The 18,702-nt window shown below is 45.1% G+C and carries 18 protein-coding genes; 14 read left to right on the top strand and 4 right to left on the bottom strand.

What is annotated here, in order from left to right; genetic code table 11:
• Positions 1–47: 47 nt before the first annotated feature.
• Complete coding sequence (locus tag AC0VYA_RS14235; RefSeq protein ID WP_475488719.1) at positions 48–1,238, bottom strand: flagellar assembly protein T N-terminal domain-containing protein; 1,191 nt, start codon at positions 1,236–1,238, stop codon at positions 48–50.
• Positions 1,239–1,982 carry a flagellar basal body L-ring protein FlgH gene (locus AC0VYA_RS14230; protein WP_473474863.1) on the bottom strand — a complete coding sequence of 248 codons (744 nt, stop codon included), beginning with the start codon at positions 1,980–1,982 and terminating at the stop codon, positions 1,239–1,241. It abuts the gene before it with no gap.
• A gap of 196 nt (positions 1,983–2,178) precedes the next feature.
• Here AC0VYA_RS14230 and AC0VYA_RS14225 point away from each other — a divergent pair, with 196 nt between their 5' ends.
• The 14 genes from AC0VYA_RS14225 (at position 2,179) to AC0VYA_RS14160 (ending at position 16,142) form a co-directional block, all read left to right on the top strand.
• Positions 2,179–3,324, top strand: coding sequence for a hypothetical protein (locus tag AC0VYA_RS14225; protein ID WP_475488718.1), 1,146 nt, complete (start codon positions 2,179–2,181; stop codon positions 3,322–3,324).
• A gap of 119 nt (positions 3,325–3,443) precedes the next feature.
• Entirely contained in the window at positions 3,444–4,796 is a 1,353-nt protein-coding gene (locus AC0VYA_RS14220; RefSeq protein WP_475488717.1) for an alpha-amylase family glycosyl hydrolase, read from the top strand.
• Positions 4,797–4,929: 133 nt separating this feature from the next.
• Positions 4,930–7,041 (top strand): ATP-dependent DNA helicase, encoded by a 2,112-nt coding sequence (locus AC0VYA_RS14215; RefSeq protein WP_475488716.1) that lies wholly within the window; start codon positions 4,930–4,932, stop codon positions 7,039–7,041.
• Positions 7,038–7,742, top strand: coding sequence for a tRNA (adenosine(37)-N6)-threonylcarbamoyltransferase complex dimerization subunit type 1 TsaB (gene tsaB, locus AC0VYA_RS14210; RefSeq protein WP_475488715.1), 705 nt, complete (start codon positions 7,038–7,040; stop codon positions 7,740–7,742). The genes AC0VYA_RS14215 and tsaB overlap by 4 nt, the downstream gene beginning before the upstream one ends.
• A gap of 213 nt (positions 7,743–7,955) precedes the next feature.
• A complete protein-coding gene (locus AC0VYA_RS14205) occupies positions 7,956–8,267 on the top strand; it encodes a hypothetical protein (RefSeq protein ID WP_011575576.1) in 312 nt (103 codons plus the stop codon).
• Between the two features lie 197 nt (positions 8,268–8,464).
• The gene (locus tag AC0VYA_RS14200) at positions 8,465–9,061 is read left to right on the top strand and encodes a Slp family lipoprotein (RefSeq protein ID WP_011575575.1); all 597 of its coding nucleotides are present in this window, start codon (positions 8,465–8,467) and stop codon (positions 9,059–9,061) included.
• A gap of 115 nt (positions 9,062–9,176) precedes the next feature.
• Positions 9,177–10,124 (top strand): alpha/beta fold hydrolase, encoded by a 948-nt coding sequence (locus tag AC0VYA_RS14195; protein WP_475488714.1) that lies wholly within the window; start codon positions 9,177–9,179, stop codon positions 10,122–10,124.
• A 151-nt stretch (positions 10,125–10,275) separates the two neighbouring features.
• Positions 10,276–11,934: a long-chain-fatty-acid--CoA ligase FadD gene (gene fadD / locus AC0VYA_RS14190; protein ID WP_473474851.1), complete on the top strand. Its 1,659-nt coding sequence runs from the start codon at positions 10,276–10,278 to the stop codon at positions 11,932–11,934.
• A 78-nt stretch (positions 11,935–12,012) separates the two neighbouring features.
• Positions 12,013–13,185 (top strand): ribonuclease D, encoded by a 1,173-nt coding sequence (gene rnd, locus AC0VYA_RS14185; protein ID WP_475488713.1) that lies wholly within the window; start codon positions 12,013–12,015, stop codon positions 13,183–13,185.
• Positions 13,178–13,465, top strand: coding sequence for a YcgL domain-containing protein (locus AC0VYA_RS14180; RefSeq protein ID WP_473474848.1), 288 nt, complete (start codon positions 13,178–13,180; stop codon positions 13,463–13,465). The genes rnd and AC0VYA_RS14180 overlap by 8 nt, the downstream gene beginning before the upstream one ends.
• Before the next feature lie 63 nt (positions 13,466–13,528).
• Complete coding sequence (locus AC0VYA_RS14175; RefSeq protein WP_475488712.1) at positions 13,529–14,524, top strand: lytic murein transglycosylase; 996 nt, start codon at positions 13,529–13,531, stop codon at positions 14,522–14,524.
• Entirely contained in the window at positions 14,525–15,184 is a 660-nt protein-coding gene (locus AC0VYA_RS14170; RefSeq protein WP_475488711.1) for a fumarylacetoacetate hydrolase family protein, read from the top strand. It abuts the gene before it with no gap.
• An 84-nt stretch (positions 15,185–15,268) separates the two neighbouring features.
• A complete protein-coding gene (locus AC0VYA_RS14165) occupies positions 15,269–15,655 on the top strand; it encodes a hypothetical protein (RefSeq protein WP_475488710.1) in 387 nt (128 codons plus the stop codon).
• Positions 15,648–16,142 carry a YcgN family cysteine cluster protein gene (locus AC0VYA_RS14160; RefSeq protein WP_011575567.1) on the top strand — a complete coding sequence of 165 codons (495 nt, stop codon included), beginning with the start codon at positions 15,648–15,650 and terminating at the stop codon, positions 16,140–16,142. The genes AC0VYA_RS14165 and AC0VYA_RS14160 overlap by 8 nt, the downstream gene beginning before the upstream one ends.
• A 162-nt stretch (positions 16,143–16,304) precedes the next feature.
• On the opposite strand, the gene AC0VYA_RS14155 is transcribed toward AC0VYA_RS14160, so the two are convergent.
• Both AC0VYA_RS14155 and dsbB read right to left on the bottom strand, forming a co-directional pair.
• A complete protein-coding gene (locus tag AC0VYA_RS14155) occupies positions 16,305–17,720 on the bottom strand; it encodes a cryptochrome/photolyase family protein (protein WP_475488709.1) in 1,416 nt (471 codons plus the stop codon).
• A 404-nt stretch (positions 17,721–18,124) separates the two neighbouring features.
• Positions 18,125–18,640 (bottom strand): disulfide bond formation protein DsbB, encoded by a 516-nt coding sequence (dsbB, locus tag AC0VYA_RS14150; protein ID WP_473474839.1) that lies wholly within the window; start codon positions 18,638–18,640, stop codon positions 18,125–18,127.
• Between the last annotated feature and the right edge of the window lie 62 nt (positions 18,641–18,702).

Here is an 18,702-nt window from a genome sequence, read left to right as displayed (position 1 = left end):
AGCCGTCAGGTGGGAGTGCTCTTAATACCTCGCAAGCAGGCTTGCTCTTAATAGCCCGCAAGCGGGCTGACGAGGTCAAACAAATTGCTGTTGTCGAAAAGGCTGGCGTCTTTGCTGGTCAACGTGGCGGTTTGTGCATCTACACTGACTACGGTTAATACGTGTTCGTCTTCGTTGGTCAATATGTTGAACATATCACCATTTTGACCGGGTATGGCTTCGCTTTTAATCAGTTGAAACCTGTCTCCGCTTGCGACGCCCATTTCACTACCAATATTAATCACTATCTGTTGATTGTTTTTGTGGATGATTTGGCCAAGTGATTTCTGGCAGGTGAGAGTGTTGCTGATATCAATGACCGCGCTATTGATCGTGTTCAATACGACGCGGCCGTAATCGCTGCGCCAAAAAAGGCTATTGTAAGTATCGACCGGGTAGGTGGCAGCAAAGCTCCAATCTGCTTCGCCATGATAACTTTGATTCACCAGCATCTTGTTGTTAAAGGCATCAAATAAATACAGTTGCATAGTGAAGTTGCGCCTAAGGGCCACATCATCGCTGATCAAGCCTTTAGTGGTTTGCTCAAAAAGACTAATGTCTCTGATATAGCCAAACAGCACAAATTGGCTGTGATATTGATTTGCCAGATGACGAGCGATCTGGGAAATATACCCAAAGGTAGGCTCTTGCAGCACGCTTTTAGGAATAAATACCTGATTAATCAGTTGTACTTTTGCCACCAACTCATCCGAGAATAATTGCTGTTCTACACGTTTACTGACCTGTGGCCCTAGATCAAAAATAGCGCCGTAACTGGCTTGAGCAGGTTTTAGCACGGGCAGTTGGGTAACAAGCAAAGCGCGCATGTAGTTGTCATGGCTACAGTCAAAAAGGGGTTCAATATCGACTTTCACGTACACGTGTAAAACATCATCGATAACTTCTTCACTGAGAATTTCGACGCGCCTGATTTTACCTTCACTGCGCAATTCGGTTTTGCTGCTTTGCAATAAGCCATCGAGTGAAATGTCTTTGGCGGTGATCATGATGCCATGCTGAAAAGAAGCATCGGCAATGGCATTTTTAATCGCCGCCGCGCGAATAACGTTAAGATCCACTCCGTCAACGGCCAACTGTGCATTCCCTTGGTACCATACCGCTAGGGTTTGCTGACTGTATAAACCAAGCGCGAGAAGAGGAAGTAAGTAAGCAAAAAGTGCTCGGCGTAACGCGTTCATTTATTCTAAAATACCGAAAAGTTTGCCTAACAAAGATGACTCTTGGTTGTCTTGTTGCTCGCCTTTGCCGCTAAATTCGATACGTGAATTACCCACTTTTACGGAACTGACGGTGTTGTCGTTACTGATATCTGTAGGGCGAATCTCCCCGGAAAAACGGATGAATTCTTCACCTTTATTTAGCGTCATCCACTTTTCACCAGCCACGAGTAAATTTCCGTTGGGCATGATTTCAAGCACGTAAACCGTGACATCACCTTCTAAGGAATTGTCTTGCTTGGTTTCTGCTGAGCTATCAAACTCGTTTTCTTGCTCAAAATCCGCATTAAGTTTATCACCATTGATTTGCAGCGGACCTGCATTCACGGTGACAGGATCAAGGGTGAAATTACCGCTTTTATCTCTGCTGTAATTCAAGGTTTTCTTGGACGAGGTCTTCTCAGCCAATTCAACTAATATCATGTCCCCTACACGGTAACGATTATTGCGTTGATACAAACCGACTAAGTTGTCGGGATCAAACAGCGAACCAGTAGGTACTTTAACCGCAGGGAAAGGGTCTACTCGCACCGGTCGAAATTCAGGATTTCCGCGCTCAATTTCGGTCTTCGTCGGCTGAATAGCGCGTTGCTTCACATTGGGGTTAGTAGGGCTACTGGCGATAACCTGTTCCTCATTCGATACGGGGGTACTGCAAGCCGTGACAAGGAACATCACAGATAGCATTAAGACTCTGATTAACATGACTTTAACTTCAAATAGAAAGCGAATAATTATGTTCGCATATTCGCTTGAAGCTTGTCTGTCTGACTTGTGTCAAGGTTGTGTAATGAAGGGTCAACTTTGCAAAGATAGGTAAATTATCTGCTTGGTTCTGGATTAGTCTGGTATGAGTGACGTTGCTATGAAAATTAAATAATTACGTTAATCAGGGGACAGGGTGAGCATCATTGATCAATTTTCGTTAAGTCAATTTACCGAGCCAAACACATCAGTACTATCCAATGTACCCAATGATACGCAATCAACAGAAAATGAAACTGCCTTATCTTCATTTGGAAGCGGCACAGGGGTTGGTGCGTATTTTGCGGATATTTTGGCTAGCCTGCAAGGCTCAGCCAGCGAATCCATGGGGAATGATACGGCTAGCGCCATTACGCAAAAAGCGACTTCGACAGCACAAAATAGCAGCTCTGGTGACTCCGCTTTGACTACCGGGGTCGCCTCGGGCGTGGCGGCTACAAGTCTATTTTCCTCACTTTTATCGGGTAATAAAGAGACCGATGGTAGCGCTGCGTCATCTAACGCCATCGATGCATCGTCGAGTGCTATCACCTCAGGGAGCTCGCTTATCAGTGCTGCTTTGAGTGCAGATGAAAGCATCGCGAAAATTCAGCAACAATTGATGGCCTCTCTTAATGCTAATTTGTTCAACGGATTGCTAGGTGATGGCGCAATCACTGACGGTACTGGGGACTCGACGAGCGGACTACTCGCAGGCATTGGCACGTCTTTTTTGGACGACTCACTTTCGGATGAGTCACTTGCCACTATGCAGTCAAATTTATTGACCAGTTTGCATACTAGTTTGTTTAGTGGTCTGACTGACTCAGCCAGCAGTTCACAAACTACCACGGATGAGTCTAGCCTCTTAACTGCGTCAAAGAATACCGTGACGGATGCTCAGGCCAGTTATTCGTTCTTAAATAACATGAGTGAGCTGTCTTTTGGTGAGGATGGATTCGGCTTAAATGAATTTTTTGATACAGTAAATATTGCACAGCACGTGCCCATTGTTTCTAGTCTTTACCAAGATATGACCGGCGAAGCGATGAGCGCAGCGGCCAGTTTGGCAGGTGGGTTTTTATACGGTGGACCTACCGGCTTAGCCTTATCTGCGGCTGATTTGATGGTCAAAGGCGTAACTGGCTCAACGGTCAGTGATGCGATTGTCGATTTCGATTATGCAGGTACGTTCTTCGGCGACAACATAGAGGCGTCGGCCGCACAAGAAGCGTTAAAGACCACAGAAGAGCCAATTGAAGAATCGACGAATGCCTATCAGTTTGCGTCTCGTCTTTTCTGAAAGCGCTATCTTTAGCCGTATTATTTGAAAGCGACCCAAGCGTAAATTAAAAATACGCATGATGATTGCATACGCAAAGAGACTACTATTTTCATTCGCGCTAAAAAGTTGGAGTCTCTATGCCTAACACCGAACCATCTGCTCATTCATCTTCTGCTCATGCGTCCAACTTAACTGATCATCAGCCCCAGTCACCGGTGAAAATCCAAGCGCCAAGCTGGTGCAAAGATGCGGTTATCTATGAAATCAATCTCCGCCAATTTACCCCCGAAGGTACGTTTAGCGCGGCTGAGGCGCACTTGCCACGTTTAAAGCAACTCGGTGTACGTATTTTATGGCTCATGCCCATTCATCCTATCGGTAAAAAAAATCGTAAAGGCGCCTTGGGCAGTCCTTATGCTGTGCAAGATTACTTCGCGCTAAACTCTGAGTTTGGCGGTCTTGATGATATGTGTCATTTTGTCGAAATCGCACACGAGTTAGGCTTTTACGTCATCGTTGACTGGGTGGCAAATCATAGTGCGTGGGACAATGTTTTAGTTGAACAGCACCCCGACTGGTACGCCAAAAACCACGAGGGTGATTTCACGCCTACGCCTTGGTGGGACTGGGACGATATAATCGATTTTGATTACTCTGTACCTGAACTTCGTGCCTACATGGCCAGCGCAATGCGTTACTGGATTAAGGAAACCGACATAGATGGTTACCGCTGTGATGTCGCTGGGTTCGTTCCCCAAGACTTTTGGGCCCAAGTGCGTGAGGAGCTAAGTGACATAAAGCCAGTTTTCATGCTGGCTGAATGGGAAGCCCGTGACGTGCACTACGACGCATTTGATATGAGTTACGCGTGGTCGTGGAATGAAGCCATGCACGGCATCGCCATGGGAAAGCTACCGCTGAGTAAACTTTACAAATATTATTCTTGGAATGAAAAAACCTACCCCAAAGCATCAATGCGGATGACCTTTGTCAGTAATCACGACAAAAACGCGTGGGACGGAACGCAATTTGAGCAATTCGGCGATGCATTAGCGTGCGCCATTGTGCTGTCAGTGCTGGGGGAGGGAATGCCGCTGATTTACAATGGCCAAGAAGCTGGTAATCCAAAACGTTTGGCTTTTTTTGAGCGCGACCCTATCCATTGGCGTACCCACAAAATAGGTGATTTTTATACTGATTTGATCGCCCTAAAAAAAGCGCACAGTGCCTTGCACAATGGTCAGTGGGGCGCACGTATGATCCCTGTGATGAACTCCCATGCCGACAAAGTGTTCAGTTTTGTACGCCAAGACGAGACAAGTAAAGTGCTGGTGCTACTTAACTTTAGCGGCGAGTCACTAACGGTATCGCTGTTATCGAATATCGCGTTTGGGCGAGTTACCGATTGGTTGAGCGGTGAGCGAATAGAGCTGACAAATAGGTGTGAATTAAGCTTAGTGGCGTGGGGATGGCAGGTTTTTACGTCGTGACCTAAGCGCTGATTAGCCAGTGAAATACCAGTGTCAGAATTAATACGCTAAAGGGCGATTAATCTCTGAAAAGCGTTCGATAATTTGGCATAATCCCTCTCTTTTTTATTTAAAGGTACGTGCGCCGCTCGTTATGTCCAAGTCTTCTAAACTGTTTGCCCAAGATGGCATTTTATCTCAAGCGATCTCCGGATTCACAGTACGCCAAGCGCAAACCGATATGGCGAATGCGGTAGAAGAGGCTATCGAGCATAAATCCCCACTGATTGTTGAGGCGGGTACCGGCACAGGTAAAACCTTTGCGTATTTAGCGCCAGCATTACAATCGAAGAAAAAAACTATTGTGTCTACGGGGACCAAAAACCTGCAAGAACAGCTCTACCACAGAGACTTGCCCTTGATTAAAAAAGCCATCGGGGTAAACGGCAAAATTGCGCTGCTAAAAGGGCGTTCAAACTACTTATGTTTGCACCGCCTGCGTCAGCACGGTGGCAGCAGTACCTTACTCGACAAAACAACCATGGTGGAGCTGTCTGATGTGCGCCGCTGGGCGACATCGACTAAAACCGGCGACATGGGCGAAATGAAGACCCTCGCCGAAGATGCCAAAGTCTTACCGTTTGTGACTTCTACGGTGGATAATTGCTTAGGTAAAGATTGCCCCGACTACGAAGACTGCTACATGATCAAAGCGCGGCGCAAAGCCCTCGATGCTGATTTGGTCGTGGTCAATCACCATTTGTTTTTTGCTGACATGGCGCTAAAAGACACCGGCTTTGGCGAGCTTATTCCAGAAGCTGATGTGGTCATATTCGATGAGGCTCATCAGATACCGGATATTGCCAGTGAGTATTTTGGTGAAGCGCTATCAAGCAGACAATTGCACGACCTAAGCCGTGATTTGGAGCTGGTGTATCGCACGTCTTTAAAAGACGCTAAGCAGTTACACAGCGCCGGTGAAAAATGCAAAATGATCTCTGCCGACTTACGTTTATTGTTTCCCGAGCAAGCGCAAAAAGGGAATTGGCGAGACATGTTGGCGCGCAATGATGTACAAACCCAAATCAGTAAGTTGATTGACTCGTTAGATGTGTTGTACGAAGTGATCAAATTGCATTTGAGTCGCGACAAAGACTTAGACAGTATTTTTGAGCGAGTCAGTGATGCCAGAATGAAGCTAACGCGCCTCACCGATGCCAACCAAAAGGGCGTGAGCTTGTGGTATGAAACCACCATGCGCCATATAGTGTTGCACCTAACACCGTTGAGCATCGCGGCGAAATTTTCTAAAATAGTCTCAACCCCTGAGCGTGCATGGATTTTCACCTCAGCCACATTAATGGTCGGTGATGCTTTTGATCATTTTCAGCGACAAATGGGCTTGCAACACGCTAAAACACTTTCGCTGGATAGCCCTTTTGATTACCAAAAACAGGCCATGTTGTGTGTCCCGCGTTTTTTACCTGAGCCTAATGCCAGAGAAATGCGGCAAACCTTGTTGGATATCTCCCTTAAGTTAATAGCGGCCAGTGGTGGGCGGTGTTTTTTATTGTTCACCAGTCACGTGACTTTGCGCGCTATTGCCGGCATGCTGGAAGACAAGGTAGACAACCCTATTTTAGTGCAAGGCACAACGACTAAGCGTGCGCTTTTGGAGTCATATGTGAAAAGCGACAATGCTGTGCTGCTTGGCACTGGTGCATTTTGGGAAGGGGTGGATGTCAGAGGTAACGATTTAACGTGTGTTTTGATTGATAAATTGCCTTTCGCCTCACCGGATGATCCCTTGTTACAAGCGCGAATTGAAGATTGCCGTAAAGCCGGTGGCAACCCCTTTGGTCAGTTGCAAATCCCTCAGGCTGCGATTGCGTTAAAACAAGGGGCAGGGCGCTTAATTCGGGATGAAACAGACAGAGGCGTGCTGGTCATTTGTGATAATCGACTGGTGACCAAAGACTATGCGAAAACGTTTTTACGTAGTTTACCTGATATGAAACGCACGAGACATTTGCCAAATGCATTAGCCTTTCTTGAAGAGATCCATGAAGATGCTCAGCAAGCGAAGAAAGCACTTAAGGCCGCTAAAAAAACAGCGGATAATCAACGTCGGCAGAGTGCAATAAACACAGGGGATCGAGCTAATGAAGAGTTTATCTCTCAAGAAATTACTCATGACAGTAGTCAAAACGTTAGGCAAAACATAGCTACCGGTACCAACGATATTTTAAAGAAGGAAGCACAATGAATCTGTTGATCATTGATACCGCAACAGAGGCTTGCTCAGTTGCACTTACTATTAACGGCCAACAATTTGACCAATTTGAAATTTGCCCTCAGCAACACAGTCAACGCATTTTGCCTATGATCGACGGTTTATTAAAAGAAGCCAGCACCACCCTAAATGAGATTGACTATTTAGGGTTTGGTCAAGGCCCGGGCAGCTTTACTGGGGTGCGTATTGCTACTGGAATTTTACAAGGTTTAGCCTTGGGCACAGATTTACACGTGGTCGGTGTTTCTACGCTTGCTGCTATGGCCCAGCAGGCGATAACCGAACATCAAGCGCAAGATGTATTTTGCGCCATTGATGCACGAATGGGGGAAGTGTACTTTGCTCACTATCAAGCGCAGAACGGCTTGGCAATGTTGATAGGCAGCGAGCAGGTCTTGCCCCCAGAGGAGGCTGCTGAAATCCTTGCGCAGAAATCCACTTCATTGTCGTTTGCTGTTGGCACCGGTTGGGCCGCCTATGATGTGTTACTGGCTGCATTAAATGATGAGCGTAAACCAACCATACTTGAAAGCGTGCTCTATCCTAATGCGAAATATATGCTGCCGTTAGTTGAAAATGCTGCAACAGCTGGATTTGCCAAAGAGATCGAACAGGTAGAGCCAGTGTACCTGCGCGATAAAGTGACTTGGAAAAAACTGCCTGGGCGCGAATAACAGGCTTGGCTGGTTAATAGGTATGGTGTGTAAAACTGCCTAGGTGCGAGAAACTGCCTAGGTGCTAAAAATAGCGAAGTCACTTAACCGTATGGCGAATAGTCAAGCCTATTAAACCTGTGCTATAAATAACAGATGGCAAATAAGCTATTGCCGAATCGAGTGATGTCACTGCTCGATACAGAATTTGTTTTCAATTGATAAGAGAGCCACGTGAGAGTCGAATCGTCCGTTAGTGCCCTGCAAAGTCCATTAAACGACAAAGCAGTAAAGCGTAATAAGCAACAAGATAATGCCCAACAAGACGTGGCATCTGCTCTTGGTGGCGCTAAAGACGTGCAAGAGATTATTCGCAGTGGCTCGGTGGAAGCATTTGATCAGGCTGAGACATTTCGTCAGCAAGCCAGCTCTGATGATAGCTCAACGTTTAGTTCACAAAATGCGATTGATACCTACCAGAGTGTGTCCAAAGAAGAACGTCGCAATGAAATTCAACAAATGCTAGGCGTTGATACCTTCGCTTGAGCGGCTGGCAAAACCCGATCACTGTTAATCTCGTTCAATAATTCTGCTCCACGTTCCTCGCGTTCTGACGCTCTTTTGTCTTGATAAACCCCAGCTACTGTAACGTTTTGATACAAGCCTTTTAACTATTGTTAAGTTCTGCTTTAACCCGAACTGTAGTATCGTTGCCTCAATGATGTATTTTTGTCGAGGTGGTTATGTACACTAAAATCGGTTTCCTATTCGTTACTTTGTGGTTAGCGGGTTGTTCAACACTTCCTGAACAAATTCAGTTGCCTGATGAAACAAACTTGATTACTTATCAAGAAGCCGCTTCAAAGTCCAAAGAGGTATTGGGCCAGAAAGCCCGCTGGGGCGGGATTATCGCTAAGGTAGAAAATAAACCCAACGATACCCTAATCGAAATGGTTTACTACCCGTTACGCAGTTATGGCCGTCCACTACAAAGTGATGAGAGTATCGGGCGTTTTAGGGTTTACGTGAATGGCTTCTTAGATCCTATGGTGTACAAAAAAGGTCGAACCATGACCTTTACCGGTGATTTTGTTCGTTTAGAGAAAGGTATGGTAGGCGAGCATGAGTACGTATTCCCAACACTTGCTTCAACTGGCTATTACTTATGGAAAGAGATTCAGCAAGTTGATATGAATATGATCAGCGTTTGGCCTTATGATTACTGGCGATACGGTTGGTATAATCGCCCGTTTAATAATCGAGTGTTTTTACGCAGCACTCATCGCACTAGAAGTAGCCCGGCGAGCTCTAAACCCTCTGCTAAAACCAAGAGCAATTAATGTAACGTAACTTGGTTCAACGCTAGTTGACGTAAAGACAGCAGAGCAAACGGCTACTCACGTTATACCTTTTAATATTAGGTATTATTGATAGCCGTTTTTTTATGGAAGATTTATGCAAGCAAAAAGTACCCTACACAAGAGCACCCAAGAAAAGAGCACGACAGCAGTAAGGTCACAAGAACTAAGCTCACAACAATTAAGTACATTAGAAGCCAATGTGAGTGACGTTGAATTTCCTTTACGAAATATCACGCTGCGTGGCCTAGCGTTCGGTGACCCGTCAAAACCGTTAATCGTTGCCCTGCATGGTTGGCTTGATAATGCCGCCACCTTTAAACCTCTGGCTGAATATTTATCGGATTATTATGTCATTGCACTGGATTTCGCTGGTCACGGTAAATCCGATCATCGCAGTAAAGATGCACATTATCATTTGGTGGATTTTGTTTACGATGTGCATGAAGTTGTTGAAACGCAAGGCTGGGATAATTTCATTTTACTTGGGCACTCTATGGGCGGAATTATCGGCTCAATGTACACCAGTTGCTTTCCCGAGAGAGTGAGTAAGTATATTACAATTGAATCTTTAGGGCCTGTTACTAAAGACAGTGAAAGCAGTCCAGAGCAATTACGCGAATCCATTGAAAGCCGGCTCAAAGGTGCTGCAAGTGAAGGTAAGCACCCGAGCAATAAGCAAAGCGTGATCCGCGCAAGAGCGATCGCGGGTGGCTTTTCTGACGAGTGCGCTCGCTTATTGGTTGAGCGAAATCTGTGTGAAATAGAAGGGCAACTTGAATTCACCACTGACAGGCGCCTGAGAACCTTTTCTTCATTGCGATTGACCGAAGGCCAAGCGCAAGCGTTTTTAAAAGCTATTACTTGTCCGACCATTGTAATCATTGCTGATAACGGCTACGAAATTATGAAGAAAACCGCCGAATTACGAATAAACTTGTTAAAAGACGCAAAATTACTCAGCGTTGTGGGCTCACATCATCCACATTTGGATAATACGCAATCAGTTTCTGAGCATATTTTGCACTTCCTTCGCGAAAATTAACTATTTATAGGTAAAATGTTAATTATATGTAGGGATCTGCGTTTATCTTTACACGGGCTTTGGGTATTATGCGGCGCAATAAGTAGTATAATATCGTCGACCGGCGCGCTTGGGCGTTTTTCTTTGGTCGAGGTAGCGCCGAGGAGGCAATGTGGAAAAATCCTGGTTAAAGAGTTATGACGCTCGAGTACCTCATGAAATCAATCCTGATAGTTATGCGTCTATCGTTGATATTTTAGAGCAAGCAGTATCAACTTACGCTGATAGCGTAAGTTACATCAATCTAGGTAAATCAATTACCTTTAAAGAACTAGACCAGCAATCTAAGCAGTTTGCAGCGTATCTTCAGCATTCAGGGTTAAAGAAGGGCGATGCTGTCGCCATTATGATGCCTAATTTATTACAATATCCAGTTGCCTTATTCGGCGTACTACGCGCGGGTATGGTCGTGGTAAATGTGAATCCGCAATACACAGCGCGCGAACTAAAACATCAACTTAATGATGCAGACGCTAAAGCCATTGTGATCGTTGAAAATTTTGCTTGCACCCTAAGTGAAGTAATAGACGACACACCAGTTCAAACGGTCATGTTGACCCAAATTGGCGATATGTTGGGTTTTCCGAAAAAGTGGCTGACTAATCTCGTGGTGAAACATGTTAAGAAGATGGTGCCTGCTTTTTCTTTACCGTCAGCCATACACTTTATGGACGCGTTGAAGGAAGGGGCGAGCAAACGTTATGAGCGCCCAACCTTAACTGGCGATGACATCGCATTTTTGCAATACACTGGCGGCACAACTGGAGTGTCTAAAGGCGCTATGTTGAGTCACAGAAATATGGTGGCGAACTTAGAGCAAGCGTCTGCTATTTTAAATACTGTCACGGTGCCCAATGAAGAGCTAGTGGTCACGGCATTACCGCTTTACCATATCTTTGCTTTGCAGGCGAACTGCCTATTGTTCTTAAAATTGGGCTGTGCCAACTTATTAATTACCAACCCCAGAGACATGCCGGCGTTTGTATCCGAGTTGGGTAAGTATCCCTTTACTGTGCTCACTGGGGTAAACACTCTATTTAATGGTTTGCTTAATACGCCAAGTTTCACCGAACTTGATTTTTCAAAGGTCAAATTCTCATTGGGCGGTGGCATGGCGGTACAACGCTCAGTCGCAGAACGCTGGTACAAGTTAACGGGACATGTGCTACTTGAAGGATATGGTTTAACCGAATGTAGTCCTATTGTCAGTGTGAACCCACCGCAATTGGAGCAATACAACGGCTCTATTGGCTTGCCATTGCCCTCTACTGATATTCGCTTAGTGGATGATGACGGCGTTGACGTTGCGCCCGGTGAAGCAGGTGAGATGCTAGTAAAAGGACCACAAGTCATGGTCGGGTATTTAAACCGACCCGAAGCCACTGAAGAGATCATGCAAGATGGTTGGCTTGCTACAGGGGACATTGCCCGCTGTGATGAAGACGGATATTTCTACATAGTTGATCGCAAAAAAGACATGATTTTAGTCTCTGGCTTTAATGTTTTCCCGAATGAAATCGAAGAAGTTGCCGCGATGCATGACCATATTGTTGAAGTAGCTGCCGTGGGCATTCCCCATGAAGCGTCCGGTGAGGTTGTGAAACTTTACGCAGTGCGCCGTGAAGACAGTTTGTCAGAGCAAGATGTTATCGAACATTGCCGTAAACACTTAACCGGATATAAAGTTCCGAAAAAAGTTGAGTTCAGAGACGAGCTTCCAAAATCGAATGTTGGTAAGATACTCCGCAGAGAACTTCGCGACGAGAAATAATAGCGGCTCTGAGGCCAACACTATTGTTTTGTAGATAAACGCCGGCTTTTGCTGGCTTTTTTATTTGTTTGGAAACACGTGCAATATATTTCAATTACCACAGATGAAGCGTTGAACGCATACTGCGCTCAACTGGCAAAAGCCCAAGCGATTGCCGTAGATACAGAGTTTGTGCGAACACGCACTTTGTATCCACAACTCGGTTTAATTCAGATTTACGATGGGCAGAAAATCGCGCTTATCGATCCACTGGAAATCAGCGATTTCACTGCGCTTAAAGCGATTTTGACCGACGAAAATATCGTTAAAGTGTTGCACTCGTGTTCAGAAGACATCGAAACCTTTATTTGTGCGCTTGATATCGTTCCTCGTCCTATCTTTGACAGTCAATTCGCTGCTGCTATTACCGGCATGGGACCGTCTTTAGGGTATGCTAAGTTGGTAGAGGTGATGCTAGATATTCAGGTCGATAAAGGAGAGTCGCGCACAGATTGGCTTGCCAGACCTTTATCGCCTAAGCAGTGTCAATACGCGGCTTATGATGTGTTGTATTTGTTTCAGCTTTATCCCACGTTGCGTGATAAAACGCTTGCTCAAGGTCGCCAAGCTTGGGTGTTTGCCGAAATGGAAAACTTAACGCGCAAAAAGCTGAGTCAAGTTCCCTACGAATTACTCTACTTAAATATAAAGAATAACTGGCATGTAACCGGCAAATCCCTGTATGTGTTACAGCAATTAACCGCTTGGAGGGCCAAAGAAGCGCAGCAGCGTGATTTAGCCTTGAACTTTGTAGTTCGTGAAGCAAATTTGGTGGAGGTAGCGAAACGTCTTCCGGCAAGTAAAAACGCGCTGCATCAAATCAGTGGATTAACCCCTCAAGAAATTCGTATTAACGGTCAAGCAATGCTTGATATCGTAGCCGCCGCAGAGCATGTGGATGAATCAGCTTACCCCCAGCCAGTCGAACGCTTAGTCGATTTTTCACGCTTTAAGAAGGTCGCTGCAGCAGTGCGCCAAGTCTGCGTGCAAACAGCAGAGAAACTGGGTGTGCCGGTTGAACTTATAGGCTCAAAAAAGCAAATCAATCAGCTGATAAAGTGGTGTTGGTTCCGTGATGACGATACCCGTGCGCAAGGTTTGTTGCCAGACTTATTAGAGGGCTGGCGCGGTGAGCATTTGCAGGCTGCACTGGCGAAGGTCGATGGTTTAAATATAGCCCAATCAACCAGTGAGGACTCAACCCATGCTTAATTTACTGTGCGCTGTGTATAAAAGTTCCAAGAAAGCGGATACCTACCTTTATGTGCCAGGGCGAGATGATTTTTCACGTGTGCCAGAGTCTTTGATGAAGATGTTTGGCGCCCCGCGTTTTATCATGATTATGCCTATCAAAAAAGATCGCACTCTGGGACAAGTTGATATTCAAACCCTGCGTGATGAATTAACCAAAAATGGTTTCTATTTGCAGTTGCCACCCCCTGAAGAAAATCTACTGAAACAACATTTAGCCGCTCAAGCCCCCAAGGATTAATATCTTGGGAGGCTAGCCTTATTCATCTACTTTGCCATTTCATTTTTACTAAAAGGAGAGTGCATGTCTCGCTTTGTTTTTTCCGTGATGATGCTTATCTGTGTTTCGCTAATGCCTCTATTCTTGCACGGGGAACCTCAGAAAAGCCAAGCGGGCTTTGAGCTGTATATTAAAAGCTTCAAACTAGAAGCCCTGAGCAAAGGATACGATGAAACGTTTTTAGACTCAGTCTTTACTGGCGCGACGTTTCGCCAACGTGTGGTAAAAGCAGATAAAAACCAGCCGGAACGAAAAATCACCCTGGATACTTATTTAGCAACACGTGTACCTGATTGGAAGGTCCAGCAAGCGCTCGATTTATCCGCGAAACACCGCGCAGTACTTGAAGATGTTGCGCAAACGTTCGGCGTTCAAGCGCGGTTTATCGTGGCACTTTGGGGCAACGAAAGTAACTTTGGCAAAATTATGGGTAAATACCCAGTGATTTCATCGCTGGCGACTATGGCGTATGAAGGTCGCCGTGAGGAGATGTTTAAGAAACAGCTATACGCCGCAATGGACATCTTACGTCAAGGTCATATTAAGCAAGATGAATTCTTGGGCTCATGGGCAGGCGCAATGGGCCAGAGCCAGTTTATGCCAACGTCGTTTTTACATTATGCCTATGATTTTGATGGTGACGGTAAAAAGGACATTTGGAACAACCCTGCTGATGTATTCGCCTCTATTGCCAACTTTTTAAAGACAGAAGGCTGGAGCGACAAGGGAACATGGGGCCGTCAGGTTAAATTGCATGATGGCTTTGATATTTCATTGGCTGGCTTAGACAAAAGCAAAATGCGCACCCTAGATGATTGGCAAGCGCAAGGCGTGACTAAATACGACGGAAGTGCCTTGCCAAATGTGAATGTGAAGGCCTCGCTGATAATGCCTGATGGTGAGAAAGGCCGCATTTACTTGGTTTATGATAATTTTCACACCCTGATGGGCTGGAATCGTTCTAGTTATTTCGGTGTGGCGGTCGGGTATTTGTCTGATCGAATTAAGAAAGGGCGTTAAATGTATCAACATCAATTTATCGATGGTCGCAAAATCGACTTGCCCCTTGGAAAAGTGGTGTGTGTTGGGCGAAATTACCTCGAACATATTCAAGAGTTAAACAATGAAGTACCCAACGAGCCTTTGTTGTTTATTAAGCCAAATACCGCACTGTGTGATCTAGCCGAGCCGCTTGTTATCCCTAAAGGCTTAGGCAGTTGTCATAACGAGCTTGAAATCGCTATTTTGATTGGGCAACGCCTAAATCATTGTGATGAAAAACAGGCTAAACAAAGCATAATCGGCGTGGGTTTAGGGTTAGATCTTACTCTACGTGATGTACAAGACCGGCTTAAGGCTAAAGGTCAGCCGTGGGAGAGAGCGAAAAGTTTTGATGCTAGCTGCCCGATTTCTTTGTTTGTACCTGCACAGGAGATTGATATTGAACGAAATATCGAGTTCAGTTTGACGGTCAATAATACAGTAAGGCAACTAGGTAATAGTACTCACATGATGCATAGCATCTTGTCTTTGGTGGAAAATATAACAAAAACTTTCACCTTGCTGCCAGGCGATATTGTCCTAACAGGCACGCCTAAGGGCGTCGGGCCATTGAATGCGGGCGACGACATAAGTGTTAATTTATCACAACATTTTTCTGTGCAGACACACGTTGTTTAACGCAAAGTAACCGCCGCATAACGGTCATGCATACAGCAGTGAATAAGAGCAGTGAATAAGAGTCGTGAATAAGAGTAGTAGATAATGATTTTCACCCAACACCATCGTTTAGACTTAACCAATAAAGTGGTGATTGTAGAGGCGGTGGGTCATGTAGAACGTGTTGATAAGATGGAAATCGTCATAAAGAAAGCGATAAATTTGGCTCACGTGCACAATTTAAAAGGGATTTTACTGGATTTGTCTGAGGTACAGCTGTCATACGACAATGTGCGCCTAATGGATATCCTGCTGAGAATGAGAGACGAGGATTGGTTGGGCTTGTTGCGCGTTGCACGTCTTTTGCCTAAAGTCGATCTTAGTCATACCCATGACTTGATTGCTGATATCAGCAAGAAATTTAGTTTGCCAATTAGAAATTTCGAATCAAAAAGTAAGGCTATAGCCTGGTTATTATATAATTATGAATGATAAATTTTGGCTTGATACGCCACTTGAAAAAATGAATGAAGCACAATGGGAATCGATCTGTGATGGATGTGCCAAGTGCTGTCTGCACAAGTTTATTGATGACGATGAAGCAGAAACAGCTGCCCCTACGGCGCACATAAACAGTGGTGAGCAGATCCACTACACTAATATCGCATGTGGTTTGCTGAACACTAAAACCTGCAATTGCACCCGCTATGACGAGCGCACCATATTGGTCCCGGATTGTGTCAAGCTGAGCAAAGAAAATATAGACGACATATTTTTCATGCCTACCAGCTGCAGCTATCGCCGGTTGCATGAGGGGCGCGGTTTACCGTCATGGCATCCACTTTTAAATAAAGGCAAAAAAGCCAAAATGCATAAAGTGGGTATGTCGGTACGCGGCAAAACCGTATTTGATCACGATGTCGAACTGGAAGATTTTGAAGACTATATTGCCATATGGCCACTGGAAGATACGGATTAAGTTAGGGTTAACTAACTGATTTTGTGCGCATAAGGGAAACGTCGAGAGCGTGATTATCACTGCCTTTCCTTTCCCTTCGTCTCGCTGACATTAGATTTTTCCGAGAGCGAGGCTCAAGTGTAAAAAATTGATCGCTAGCAGTACTAGCCAGTCGTTTTACCACTATAACCCAGATAAATACGTGTTAGCCTCTGTCAGGTAGGCGTTTTTTTTATCCTCCTCCATCTTATCTACTTGGCTGCACATCATAGCCCAGCGATGGTTTTTCTTTAGTTCAGCGTGGTTTTTTATTATCCATCGCCAGTACAGCGCATCCCATATATCCGACCAAGCTCCTTTCTTGTAGTGACTCATTTTAATGATGTAATTAGAGCCACTGAAATAGGGCTTGGTGGTGATTTGTCCGCCATCTGCGTGCTGGCTCATCGCGTACACGTTGGACACCATCACCCAATCGTAGCTGTCAATAAACATGTCCATAAACCAGCCATAGATTTCATCCGGCTCGAATTCGCATAAAAAGAAAAAGCCGCCTAATACCATCAACCGCTCAATGTGATGGCAATAACCCGTTTGTAATATCCGCTTGATGGTATCGTCTAGCGGGATAATGCCTGTGTCCCCGGTGTAGAATGCACTGGGTATTTTGCGCTTATGTTGCCAGTGATTCTGCGTGCGCATTGATACGCCAATGTCACTGTAGGTCGCGCGCATAAACTCTCGCCAGCCTATGATTTGCCGAACAAAGCCTTCGAGGCTCGCAAGGTCCACCTCGTGCTCATCGGCACATTGTATCGCTTGGCTGATGACTTGTTTGGGCGTTAAAAGCCCGATATTCAGCATAGGGGTAAGAACACTGTGATAAAGCCAATTTTGACCTTCTACTATGGCATCCTCAAATCGGCCAAAATATATAAAACGCTGTTCAAAAAAGGCGGTCAACCACAATTGTGCGCCCTCATGCGTGACCGGATATATGATCGTTTGGCCATTGCCTGGATGATCAGAAAAGTCAGCATTAATGCGCTCGATGGCTTGGGTGTGGTATTGAGTCTTTGCACAAAATTGAATTTCTGGAATGTTTGCTATTTCTTTTTTCGGAATTTTTTTGCGATTTTCTTCATCAAAACTCCATCGACCGGAAACGGGTTTGTCTCCGTCCATCAAAATATTAAGGCGAGTGCGCTGATGGCGGTAAAAGTCCGCCATAAACCAGCGCTTTTTGCTGTCACGGTAGGCACTATTTTGACGCTGTGTATTAAGAAAACCTGGGTTTTTATGCCACGTGATTTGAATATGACCTTCGTAAGCGTATTGCTCTAAGCGCTTCTTCAGCATGAAGTCCACGGGGTCCACCGTGTGGATCTGCTCAATTTTTTGCTCTCCTAGTGCGTTGAACAGCCTCTTGATAGCGGGTTCTTCAGCTTTATATTCGATGTAATGACAATCGTGGCCTAGCGCCGTTAACGTCGAATGATAATAGTCCATAGATGCCATATGCAATTGCAGTTTCTGCTGATGAAAGCGTTGGGGATACTGGCTATCACCGAAAAACAAATCGTCTTCGACTAACCACACTTTATGGCCTTGTCCCTTCAAACAAGGATTGTGTTCAAACAATTGATTTGGAAAAACAACGCAGGCTGAACGCAAAATTAGAACCTCACTAAACATATCATCATGCGTTTGTTTTACGAGCGTGGAATAAATTAGATCTCTTTAATTAATACCATTTCACGTTAATAAGTGTTCACTTAGCGAAAGCACTGATTAATGGGGATGGCTAGAATGCGTTGTCACGCTATAAGAGTAAAGAAAGTCAATGACTCCGTTTAGCGCTTAATTTTATTGTGAATGCTAAACAAGTTTTACGCGTCTCTAGTGCACACGGGGGCAGGGATGTTTCTACGAAGCAAAAAAAAAGGAGCTGCAGCTCCTTTTTGATGTAAACCTATTGCTAGGCCAGACAACATTTTAATGTGTTAAATAGCGCGATTACCTATGAGCCGAGACGCAAGCACCACGAACCAAATAGTTGAATAAATCGCAAACACGACCATCATCCACTGGGGCATACTCATATCCATAAATACCCAATCAATATTGCCGCAGTCACCTGTGGCTGCGAATAAGTTAGGTAGCCATTCATGTAGTGGCAACCATGAAGGAAAGTTCGGTACAATTTCACACGTCGCAAAGAAAGGGTTGGCCGCATTTTGAATATCGTAATGCTCCCAGGCTATCAGTCCTCCCCAAATGGCGGAAATTCCCCACACAGCAAATGCAAATAAACGCGTTAGCATATTGTTGGCGGCGAGTACGGGTACGCAGGCAAACATAATTCCAAAGATGGCAGTGCGCTGGTAAATACACATAATGCACGGCTGCAGCCCCATGGCATGCTGGCTAAATAGGGCATACGCCACTAATACCAATGCCGATAAAAATAACAGACCCCAAGCAAGGCGGGTGTCAGCAAGATTTGAAATAAAGGTCATGACGCTACTCGTAAAATTACTAAAAATAACTAAAACAAAAAAGCACCGCAATCCAGCGGTGC

The sequence above is a fragment of the Paraglaciecola sp. QJM3NY_14 genome, assembly GCF_056173245.1.
The sequence above is the reverse complement of the archived record's forward strand: the minus strand, read 5'-3'. Positions and strand labels throughout refer to the sequence as shown.